Origin of the sequence: Clostridium sp., from assembly GCF_036660475.1 — a bacterium.
Lineage (GTDB): Bacteria > Bacillota > Clostridia > Clostridiales > Clostridiaceae > Clostridium_J.
Window position 1 is genome coordinate 1 of record NZ_JAVXAO010000020.1, and the last position, 11,365, is coordinate 11,365.

Genomic DNA, 11,365 nt, shown 5'->3' on the forward strand with positions numbered 1-11,365 from the left:
CTGTTCCTAATGTTACTACTGCAACCTTAATATAATTTAATATGTTATCCATTTTCACACCATCCTTTTTATTTTTAAACATAAAAATAGATTAGATTTAAATCTAATCCTCCCTGATCTATCAAGTTCACCTTATCGGTCTATTGTAAAATAGTTTGCTTTTCTAACTCCAATCTTACTTTCTCCTTCCACAATGATGGAACTTCTTCCAATGTCATTCTGCCTTCACCAATAACTTTTACATATAATGCTACCATAATTATTTACCTCCTATAGATATAGAATTTGCTAGTTCCAGTATTGCATTTTCTAATACAACTCGATTTTCGGTTTCTTTGCTTTGTAATTTACCAAGTTCCATAACACAACTTTCTAGTATCGCTTTTTCTTCCTCTAGTCTTTTTATTTTATCTTCCTCTAGCTCATAAGTAACTCCAATACTTAACAATTTTTCTTTAAACATACGTGGTTCAACTTCTACTAAGTTCGGTGAGGTAGGAGAGGTATTCTTAGTTAACCATCCTACAACCTTTTTCTCTTCGTCATACTCTAAAAAATATCTCATTATACCACCTCTTTAGCTTTAATATAATCGAACTCTCCCAATTTAGGTAAATTTTCAGATGTTTTTCTCTCCGATGTTATACCGTTACCCGATAATCCATATACATAAATATTATTGTAATTATAATATATTGCCGTTGGCTGAAGAATACCCCCAATATTATTAACCGAAGTCCATGCAATTAAATCATCACTTGTTAAAATTTGATTACTTGTAGTTACTATAATACAATCATCATTGCATGAAACACCTTCCACCGTATTTAATAAATTAATAGTTATCTGTGTCCACGTAATACCATCTTGGCTTTTAAAGATTTTATTCTGAAACACACCAACAAAATAACCTTTAAAGTACATAATGTATTTAGATTTATAATTATCTCCTACTGAATTGATATTCCAACTTCCGCTTTCGGTTTTACTCGCAATACTACCATTAGCCAATATAACCGCAATCAAGTTATTGTTGGAAGTAATATCCACAGTTTGGATACCAGACATAGGTGCTTCTCCACTACTATAAGTTTTAAAATCTTTAGTCTTATAAACATATGCACCAGCACATACATAATAATTAGTATTTAAATAAGTCACATTAATAGGATATGGTTCATTTTTACTTACATCAAACCATGTTATACCGTCGGTACTTTTTAAAATACGACCACTATCACCAGTTGCTATAAATAAATTGGTTTCTTTTATAAATTCTACACTTTTAAGTGCTCCTGCACTTACTGCGAATGTATGAGTTAAAGTCCATGTTTTACCGTTATAGCTATAATATATACAACTATTTGTAGTGTTACTTGCAACAATAACAAATAGTTTATTACCGTATGCCATACAACTACAGTGACTTTCACCGATATTAACCCTTCTATTTATCCATTCAGTAAAATTACTTTCTATAATATTTGCTTTTATAAAATTATACAATTCGGGATATGCTACTTTATCATATTTATTTCCGTCACATTTTAACCAATTACTGGGTTGGTTTATAAATTGCTTTATATCACCTATTTTACCCTTTTTTACACCTTCTATTTTAGTGTTCATTTCACCCAAATGCGCATTAGTTTGATTGATTTGATTTTGTAAATTCCCGGCTACATCTCCACTTAGTTGACCTTTTATGCTATCAAACCACGTTTTGAATTCTGCTTCAAACCCTGCTTCTTTTTGAGACAGCGCAGCTGAGTATTGATTAAATAAAGTAGTAACATCTAATTGCTCTACTGTACCATGGACTATTCCACACAAGCTATTATTCTGTCTTAAATCTGTAATATTAGCCTGTGTTATCTTTATTGCACCTTTATTAACAGCTATATCTGCTATTCCTATTTCGTACATGTCTGCATCTCTCTGTAACACTTGTGCAACTGGAGCACTCGCAAAGGTACCTTTCTTCACGTAAGCCTTAATCTCTCTATTTAGAAAATCTAACCTTAATACAACTCTATCTATTCTGTTAAGCACACCATCAGCTGCAGATATAGGTAATGTCAAGATATCAGTATTTTCATAAAAGTAACCGTTAATCCATGCCTTTCCACTCTGCAACGATATATTCATATCAGTTCCATTGGCTAGTATCTGTAAATTTGTACTTGGGTTAGGAAACACCCCATTTCCTATGAAACTAGCAAAGTATCTAGCATAATTCTCAGCAAGATAAGCTCTATCTGGAACTCCATCTTGGTTTAGAATTGCATTAAAAAAACTACTTCTTTCCACTTAATCACATCCTTTTTAATTTCTCATAAATAGTAGGAATATCATTTCCGAATATAACATTTATACTAATACCAGAATTTTGATATATTTCTTCTATCTCCGTAATTCTCGTATCCAGTGTTATATCCCATTTTTCATCAAATATTGTTACAATATCCCCAAGATCATAGTCTTTTCTATAAACTAAATTCTCTTGATCTTGATTAGTATTAATTACTGCATCAAAAGTTTTTATCTCTTTATATTCTTCAAGTTTACTTTTACCTCTCTGCTTCAGCATAGGAATATATTCGCTATCAGGAATAGATACTTCTGTATCATTTACAGTTTTAGTGTTCTGTAAGTCCCTTGCATCTACATACATTTCATATCTATCCAAACCTTGACCAGTTTCTATAGAAGTTTTTTTTCTGTTTATTCCTTCTCCAGAACCCGCAACAAGAACTGTATTCTTATAATCACCTATACTTTCAGTGTAATCTTGGGATAAAATATTTTCATATTCTCTACTAAATAAAGCTTTCTCATTAATACTTTGATTCTCAGTTCTATCAATGCCTTTATACACTTCAAATTCTAATTCTTTAGTGTCATATATAAAATTTACTTTAAATCCTATTCCATATGTGTTGCTCAGTCTTTCTAATTCCTCTAACACATTACCACCTGTCTTTTGATAATCAATTGATTCTGTATACCCCTTAAGTGCCCCCAAATGCAATAGAGGAATTGCTCTCTCAGACTTAGTAGTAATACAATTACTATCTACTATCTGACCAAATACCCCCTCTACAGTGCCTTTATAACATAACTTATCCCATATTATTCTTCTATTTAATATTGATACTAGAAAACTTCCTCTAATACTCAGTACTTCTTTATCATTAACTAATTTTATTCCTCTGTGAAGTATAATCCCAGCCTCACCATTGCTCTTATATATAACATTATCTCTTTTTAATAATTCTAAATTATCCTGGGTTAAAGGACATGTTATTTCAAATGTACCAGCCTTATAATATTTTCTGTGCCACTTTAAAACTGAAAAGTTATCTACAACTCCTATGAACTCCATACTCCTGGTATATACTTCTAAGTCCATTACACCACCCCCAAGTAATTAGAATTATAATATATGGCTACTTCTAAGTTATCTAAATTAGAATCTGCATCATATCTGAAAAGATTATCACCTTTGTTTAATTGTAAAAATTCTGACCCTCTTTTTAGATATGTAAATCCATTAGAAGTCACACCATTAATATATTGCTCGACTCTTTTTTTACCAAAGTTAGTATTAACTTTAATAACTTCTCCAGCAACCATACTCTTTTCTATTTTAATCCACTTTCTAGTATTTACATTAAATAAAGATGGGTTAGAAATGCTACCACGTGCCCTAAATTCAATTACCATACCTACTTCTATGTTCCCATCATTAACTATGTTTACAATCAAAGAAGGGTCCTTATACCCCACAATAACACCTTTTTTAACTGGTATTATTAATGGAAAATGAAAGGCCCCTTTCCAAAGTGCTATATCCGTTTTTGTCTCTTGTGTATTACTCCAGAAAGGATTTACACAAAATAAAGTAAATATAAACTTACAAATATAATTATTGTTTTCACTATAGTTCTTAGAAAAATTAACTGTAGATGTAGCCCTACCTTCTATTTTATAGCTAGCCCTAATAAGTCTTAAATTTTCCAAAGGATTAATTAATTCAATAAGATCTCTTTTTTTAATCTCCATTTCATATTCATTCTCTGCAACAATAGTACCTGATATAGGTATATCTCTACTCTCTAATACAGTACCCGTATGATGCGCACCATGTTGTCCTAGAGATTTAGAGGTGCTGTGAGTACCTGCTATAACCCCTAAATCTTCTTCATTCAATATATAAGAACCTATACTATCAAATGTTATAGACTCATTGCTGTTAAGATTATTAATTGTTATCACATACACCCCTCCTATACTCCCACTACTGATGACTCTCTATTTGTTCTTCTAATTAACCTACTTGCTTCAACTTCATCTATTTGTTTTGGACTATTAAATATATAAGTATCTCCACCCCTAGTTGTACCACTTTGGACTCCACTCTTATTCTCTTCCGCAGTAAGTACTCTTTCACCTTTGTGAAGACGTGCCACGTAACCATCAAAAGGTACATAACTTAATCCATTATAGTGTGAGCCATCCATCCCATCGCTTCCTTGCTCTGGTCTTGCAGTTGATGTGTATTCAAATGTTTTTTTCTTTGGTATCCATGAATCCCACTTACTAAATAAACTTGACCAAAAGCCTTTAATATTTCCAGTAGATGCATCAACTTGTTTTTCCAACTCAGAGTTGAGCTCTAGCATCTTTGCAAGTGCTTCTTCCCTTGTTTCTTCCGCCTTACCTACAATTCCATCTTTCTGCCTTGTTGCTTCTTCAATTAATTTTGTTGCTTGATCTGCTGTTATAGTACCGCTTTCATCTCTCATTCTTATAATAGCTTTTATCGTTCCATCATATTCTTCATTAGCTATTCTAATTGCTTCATCTCTACTAGCATTAAGGGTTTTAATATGCTCCCCTGCCTGCTCTGCTGTAACTCTTTTGTCACTAGCTGCCATTCTTTCTAGAATAGCTTTTGCTTCAACTTCATTTTCAGATAAAGTCTTAATAGCTTGTGTTTTCATTTCCTGTTGTATTTCATTAATACTAATCATTTCTTCCTTTGATAGTTTTCTATTCGCTTCGCTGGCTCTTTCTAATATCTGCTTTATCCCGTTGGTTTTATCAGTTATAACTTCTTCTTTAATTGCATATTGTTCATTTGTAGTTTCTAGTATCTTCTGCTTTTCTAACTCACTAAGAGCTGTTGAATCTGCTACATATTTATCTAATATATCTAGATCATTCTTCTTATCTGCTTCAAGTCCAGTTGTTATTGTAGTTCCCATTTTCGCATAACTTGTCATTAAGTTGTTACAAGTTTCCTCTGTAATAGTAGTAGAGTTAATATATAAACTATCTAGTGCACTTTTAACCCCACTATCCATATCTATATAAGCCCCAACTGCAGTTTTAGTAGCTTCACTTATCTTAACAGTTTCATAATTAACTACTTCACCGTACTCAGTCATTTTAGTTCCACTTGCCACCATGGTATCTGCAAATAAATCTACACTTGGGACTACTTCTGTAGTCATAACTTTATATACACCATATCCAGCTGCTGCTATTGCCGCTGCTCCTAATGCAAATGGAGCTACTGCTACTACTACCTCCCCTAGTCCCATTGCCAAGCCTCCAACTCCAGCTGTTCCACCGGCTAAACTAGTCGCTGTTCCAAGTCCTGTTGCCGCTGTGCTTGCTGCTGCTGAACCAGTACCAAATATACTCATAGCTGTTGATGCTCCGCCTATAATAGATTTTAGACTTGCGAAAGTCTGTATTCCTCCACCGACTATCTTTAATGCTGGCCCTGCTGCTATTGCTATTGCGCCCCACTTCAGAATATTAGATTGTTGTTCTTCTGTAAGGTTACTAAATTTATCAGCAAGTCCACTTATAACATCAGCTACCTTAGTTATTGCAGGAACTAGAGATATACCTAACTCTATACCCGCATTTTTCACTTTATTTAAAGCACCTTTCATTTGTTCAGCTGGACTTATATCTATCTTTTCAAATGCTGCTTGAGTTGCCCCTGCACTGCCTTCCATTGCTTTAAGCATCTCATTATATTCAGCACCATCACCACTAGCCAATACCATAGCTGCAGATCCAGCTTCTACTGAACCAAACATATCTTTAAGTGTAATATTATTATCCTTAGCATGTTTATTTAACATAGCGAATATTTCACTAGTATCCTTACCCTCTGCCTTTAGTTCTGCAAAGCCTTTCCCACTTAATTCTCTCAATGCCTTGTCTGTTATACTACCAGCCTTAGTTAATTCACTAAGCATTGATTTTACATAAGTACCTGCTTCACTTGTTGCTATACCGTTTTTAGTCATTAAAGCATAGGCTGCACTAAGTTCATCTATAGAATAGTTAGCTGCACTTGCAATTGGTATAACACTACCCATGCTACTAGCTAATTCATCTACCGTAGTCTTCCCTAAGTTTTGTGTAGTAATAAGAAGATCACTTATTCTATTTGCATCTTCGGTCTTAAGCTTATAACCATTAATTGCAGTAGTCATTACATCAACGGCTTTTGCCCCAGAAGTAAATCCACCTTTAGCAAGCTTCATAGCCTCAGTTGTAAATCCTATTGCTTTTGTTTGGTCTACACCAGCAGATATTGATTCATATACCGCATCACTGAACTCACCAACAGCAACCTTACTATCATTACTAGCTTTTAATAAACTACTCTTATAATCATCAAAATCAACTACATTACTATCTAGTAGTGTAGATACCTTAGCAAAATTACTTTCAAAATCTACCGCCATCTTACCTGCTGCTATACCTACACCTGCAAGAGGTACTGACACAAACTTAGTAAGATTTCCACCAACCTTAGAGAATCCTTCTCCTACCTTCATTGTATTAGAAAGTTCTTTACTTATCTTTTGTGCTTCTGATACACCTGCTACAGCTGCTTTAGACATATCATTTTTAAAACCTTTTATATCTGCTTTTATATCAACCATCAAAGGGGCTAAACTGATTCCACTTGTCATAGACATCTAATCAACCTCCTTTCGGTGTTGAAACTCTCTAATTTTACTAACATCAGCATTAGTCTGTTGTAACTTCCAAAGAGTTTTAAGGAATTCTCGCCCTTCCTCTGTTCTATTCCAGCTATCTATCCAGCTTTCTTTTCTATATAGTAGATACATACTATATGGAAGGTCTAAAACTTCATTGAAATTCATGCCAGTATATTTAGAAATTCTTCTTAACTCACTAGTACATAAAATATAATCATTTTCCCACTCTTCAGTCTTAACATATTTATCTACTATAGCCTTTCCTATATCCCCACCTGGCAATGGGATTCTTAGTTTGGGTCATTATCTGCCTTATAAGTCATACTTGTAATTTCTCTTGTTATTAAATCTTGTAGTTTATATGGAATGTTGTCCACTTCTTCTAATGTAAACTTCTTATTAGAACTATTATTATTTAACACCATATGGGCTATCTCACTTTTTACCTCTAAGTAATTTTCTTCTGTAATAGACTTCTCAAGTTTTGATATTTTCTTAGTCATAACCGCACTTGGCTGAAGCACCTCTATAACTTCACCTTTTATCTTTATCTTGATACTTTGGTTTAAATACTTATCCAAATCTATCATTATCTTCACTCCCTTTTATATCTCATGTATTTATTTAAATAGAAAAAGAGTACCTAAGTACTCCTATGGTGTTGCTGGTATTGCTGCTGCTTCTTCGTCTGTTAACTCTTCTTCAAATTCAGCAAGAAAGTTCTTAATATATTCTATTGCTGTAATCTCAGCATCTACAGTAAGCTCCTTAGTTGTAAACTCTAAACTAAATCCATTACCACCTTGACCTATCATTGTAAATCTTATTTTCTTCCCATTGGCCTTAGTATGCACAAATCTTAAAAGTACTGTCTTAAGGGCACCGCCACCACCAAATTTTAATGTTCTAGTTTTCTTTAATTTATCTGATACAAATCTAGCAGTAGATAATAAAGCTAACCTTTGAAGTGACCAACTTAATATACCTGTTTTAGCTGTTATCTCTTCCTTTGTTATAAAACTTCTAACTGTATTCCCATATTGGTTTTTAACATCATATTTTTCTGGCTTATAGTCTATTGAGAATCCTGAACTGCAACTTCCCACATTATGATCAGCTGTTTCAATTATTTCATGTGTTGGCATTTCTACACCTGTAAACTCATACATGAATACTTCTCCAGCACCTAATACTATTTCTTCTTTTCCCATTATATGCACCTCCAATTAATAATAAATATGCAGGATACTTCCCACATCTGAACTGAATCATTAAACAAAGAACCCCCACCAGCAAGTCCACTACGTATTACTATGTTGCGGTTAACTAATGAAGGCTCCTTTGTTTCCATATCTAATTTTTTAAGTATTGTTTCCCTAATAGATAATGCATTATCAAAGTCTGAGTCAATTATCTTAATCTCTGCTTGACTTTGCTTTACTACACCCCCATCAATAGGAGTTATATTATAGGTTAAAAAAGGAGGTTTACCTATCCCAAATACAGGAGTAACCTCCAATGCTGTTATTTCTTCTAATATATTTTTAATTGCTATCTCTAACATCTACCCACCTGCCAATATCTTAGATATTTTGTCTTTTTGAAATAACTTTGCATACTCTAGGAACGGACAAGGTCTTTGCCCTTTAGTAATATGCCATCCTTTATACTTACCTGATTTAGCTTTATACTTCCATGGTGTTTTCCTACCATCACCATTTACTGCATATATCCCAGTTCCTTGATGTATATATGGTGCTATTTCTAAACTACTAAATACAGTTCCTACTATTTCACCTACATTAAAACTTACATCATGTTGTATACTTGCTCTAAGTGGTCCTTGATCTACTGGACAGTTCATCTTTGCATCTCTTTCAACAACAAGGCAAGCTTTATTCATATTCTTAGCAACTTCTTGAATAACCTGTAAAGTAGCATTTTCTATACTTCTTACAAACTCATCATTATTAGACATTAGTATCAACCACCTTAAGTAGTAATGTTGTTAACCTGCCTTTAGGGTTAACCTTAATAATATCATAAATAATATTCTCATGCTTAAATCTATTTTTATTTTTGTCAATATCCCTATAAAAGGTAAGTCCAATATGACTACTAGAATTATATTTAATGCTTTGTGTGTACTTCATATCATTAGTTAGATATAAAGCTACATCAATGTTTTTAACATCTAGCCATGTTTCCTTACATGCCCCAGACGGTGTTTTAATTTCAGTTTTAACCTGTAACATCAATGGCTTCATATCTGCTACTATACTCATATAGGGAGCCTCCTATATCTTCTTAATCTTGCCTTTATATCTTTAGGTATACCATCTATATATGATTGGCTTACACCCTCATGAGAATCACTTGATATACCTTCAGAACCTAACTTATTAGCCTTTATGATTACTAGGTCTTTAACTATACTAATGCATCCTATTGGCATATCTACGCCCAACTCAAGGTTAATATACTCTGCCACATCATTAAACGTATCCTCTATAAATTCAATGATTAATTCTTCCCTTAGGCTAGACATTCCTGGTCTTAATTTAACTGATTTTAAAATTGAATCAATTTGTTCTTTCTTCATCAATCTAATACCTCATTTCAAAAGAAAAGAGAGGATTCCCCCTCTCTTATACTATTGGTACTTCCTTAGTGTTTACTGGATTAGCACTAGTATTTGTTATCTCTACCTTAGTTGGTGAAACTTGATCCGTTGGTATTACGTTGTAGAATAATACTGCAATTGCCTCTTCTCTAAGAACTTTAGAACCATACATGCATAATCCTCTAACACCATCTGCAAAGCTTGTTTGAAGTCTCATTGCTTCCATTTCATCTAGTTGTTTAGCTGCACCTATAGCACCTATATAGTGTGCTACAATTTGATTTACAGGTAATTCTTCACTAGCAACAACCTGTAATCCATTTATAACTTGCCCTTCTACAATACCATTTTGAAGTACTGTTGGATTAGATGTAAATCTTCTATCTTTAGAAAGCAATCCTAATATTTCAGAATTAACAGTTACATATCTATTAGCTTTTGGTACTTTTTTCTTTGAAAGAATGGTACCTAAATCAACAATATAGTCATAGATATTTACTGATGATACATCTTTCTTTGTAGATTTTGAACCAATAGTATTACCCGTTGCAACACCAGCTGCAAGTGTAGCATAGAAATCTCTATCATAGGTTTCAGCTAATACTGCTGCATGTTCTGCTGTAGTTGCGCCCATAACATCAGCTACTAATTGGACTTTATCACAATCATCTAAGCTAAAAGCAAAATACTTCTTCTTGTCAAAAATCATTTCTATAGGAGTTGTATTAATTTCATCCCATGCAACAGTTCCTGAATAGTCCTTTATTGTTCCTGCTCCAACTCTGTTGAATATTACTTTTTCACCCTTAACACTTGATGGTTTTGTTGATACTGCATCAGCTGTTGATGTAGTGTGGAAGTTTGCAAGTAATGCACCTTCCCATAATGTTGCTTTAAATTTTGCTACTGACATTTAATATTCCTTCTTTCTATTTATTATTTTGCATGGCCATAAATTGTGCTGCTACTTCCTCTGATGTCATATTATCAGCATTGGCCATTAATGCTGCATATGTGTTATTGCCCAAAACACCATTTTCAGGATTGGCTGGCTCTCTTCCACTTATTTTCTCTTCGAATAAATCCTTGTAAGATTCCTTTAACCCTTTAAGTTGATCATCTAATCCAGTTACTTTACCATCTTCAGCAATTACTAACTTTTCTCTATCAATCTTTGTAGCCAATAAATCTGTGTGTTTGGCTTTTGATGTGGTTAATGCTTTCTCGATAGCACTATCTAAAGTAAGATTTTTTAGTTTAGCATCATAATCATTCTTTTGAGTTTTAATAGTAGCTTCATGTTCCTTGATAGTCTTTTGTAAAGCTTCATTGTCCCCATTATTCTTCTTTAGATCTGTGATAGTAGTATTAGCTGTTTTAAGTTGACCATTAATATCATTAAAGGTTTCCTTTGGTACTGCATTTTTAGGAAATTCAGTATTAATTTGCTTCATCAAGTCCTCAATATCAACACCTCCATCTTCTTTCTTTTTAGCACCTTCTAATAATTTTCTTAACCATTCCATCTTCTTTCTCTCCTTTACTTCTAATAGATTTTTATACCTGCTCTCCAGGTACTGTAGAGTTACCTTTGTTCTTTATGCCCTGCAAAACTTTAAAAAGGGCGAAATAAAAAGCCTTAGTTTCCTAAGACTTAAATTTAAGTATAATAAAAGCACCTACTCTTTATCTAAGTAAGTGCTCT

Annotated in this window: 15 protein-coding genes; all 15 read right to left on the reverse strand. The window is 33.3% G+C overall.

The window, feature by feature from the left end:
• Window positions 1-140: 140 nt before the first annotated feature.
• Window positions 141-257 carry a CD1375 family protein gene (locus tag RSA29_RS17715; protein WP_346942477.1) on the reverse strand — a complete coding sequence of 39 codons (117 nt, stop codon included), beginning with the start codon at window positions 255-257 and terminating at the stop codon, window positions 141-143.
• Window positions 258-259: 2 nt separating this feature from the next.
• Window positions 260-565: a hypothetical protein gene (locus RSA29_RS17720; protein WP_346944617.1), complete on the reverse strand. Its 306-nt coding sequence runs from the start codon at window positions 563-565 to the stop codon at window positions 260-262.
• Entirely contained in the window at window positions 565-2,310 is a 1,746-nt protein-coding gene (locus tag RSA29_RS17725) for a hypothetical protein (RefSeq protein WP_346944618.1), read from the reverse strand. The genes RSA29_RS17720 and RSA29_RS17725 overlap by 1 nt, the downstream gene beginning before the upstream one ends.
• A 4-nt stretch (window positions 2,311-2,314) precedes the next feature.
• Window positions 2,315-3,412, reverse strand: a complete 1,098-nt coding sequence (locus tag RSA29_RS17730; protein ID WP_346943729.1) for a siphovirus ReqiPepy6 Gp37-like family protein — start codon at window positions 3,410-3,412, stop codon at window positions 2,315-2,317.
• Complete coding sequence (locus tag RSA29_RS17735; protein ID WP_346943730.1) at window positions 3,412-4,278, reverse strand: phage tail family protein; 867 nt, start codon at window positions 4,276-4,278, stop codon at window positions 3,412-3,414. The genes RSA29_RS17730 and RSA29_RS17735 overlap by 1 nt, the downstream gene beginning before the upstream one ends.
• Before the next feature lie 11 nt (window positions 4,279-4,289).
• Complete coding sequence (locus RSA29_RS17740) at window positions 4,290-7,013, reverse strand: phage tail tape measure protein (RefSeq protein ID WP_346943731.1); 2,724 nt, start codon at window positions 7,011-7,013, stop codon at window positions 4,290-4,292.
• A complete protein-coding gene (locus tag RSA29_RS17745) occupies window positions 7,014-7,319 on the reverse strand; it encodes a hypothetical protein (protein ID WP_346943732.1) in 306 nt (101 codons plus the stop codon).
• An 8-nt stretch (window positions 7,320-7,327) separates the two neighbouring features.
• Entirely contained in the window at window positions 7,328-7,627 is a 300-nt protein-coding gene (locus RSA29_RS17750; protein ID WP_346943733.1) for a hypothetical protein, read from the reverse strand.
• A gap of 63 nt (window positions 7,628-7,690) precedes the next feature.
• Complete coding sequence (locus RSA29_RS17755) at window positions 7,691-8,248, reverse strand: hypothetical protein (RefSeq protein ID WP_346943734.1); 558 nt, start codon at window positions 8,246-8,248, stop codon at window positions 7,691-7,693.
• A complete protein-coding gene (locus RSA29_RS17760; protein WP_346943735.1) occupies window positions 8,248-8,601 on the reverse strand; it encodes a hypothetical protein in 354 nt (117 codons plus the stop codon). The genes RSA29_RS17755 and RSA29_RS17760 overlap by 1 nt, the downstream gene beginning before the upstream one ends.
• Complete coding sequence (locus RSA29_RS17765; protein WP_346943736.1) at window positions 8,602-9,015, reverse strand: HK97 gp10 family phage protein; 414 nt, start codon at window positions 9,013-9,015, stop codon at window positions 8,602-8,604.
• Window positions 9,008-9,322 (reverse strand): hypothetical protein, encoded by a 315-nt coding sequence (locus tag RSA29_RS17770; protein ID WP_346943737.1) that lies wholly within the window; start codon window positions 9,320-9,322, stop codon window positions 9,008-9,010. Before RSA29_RS17770 ends, RSA29_RS17765 begins: the two co-directional genes overlap by 8 nt.
• Complete coding sequence (locus tag RSA29_RS17775) at window positions 9,319-9,639, reverse strand: phage head-tail connector protein (protein ID WP_346943763.1); 321 nt, start codon at window positions 9,637-9,639, stop codon at window positions 9,319-9,321. Before RSA29_RS17775 ends, RSA29_RS17770 begins: the two co-directional genes overlap by 4 nt.
• Before the next feature lie 46 nt (window positions 9,640-9,685).
• The gene (locus RSA29_RS17780; protein ID WP_346943738.1) at window positions 9,686-10,573 is read right to left on the reverse strand and encodes a hypothetical protein; all 888 of its coding nucleotides are present in this window, start codon (window positions 10,571-10,573) and stop codon (window positions 9,686-9,688) included.
• Between the two features lie 16 nt (window positions 10,574-10,589).
• A complete protein-coding gene (locus tag RSA29_RS17785) occupies window positions 10,590-11,186 on the reverse strand; it encodes a phage scaffolding protein (protein WP_346943739.1) in 597 nt (198 codons plus the stop codon).
• Window positions 11,187-11,365: the final 179 nt, after the last annotated feature.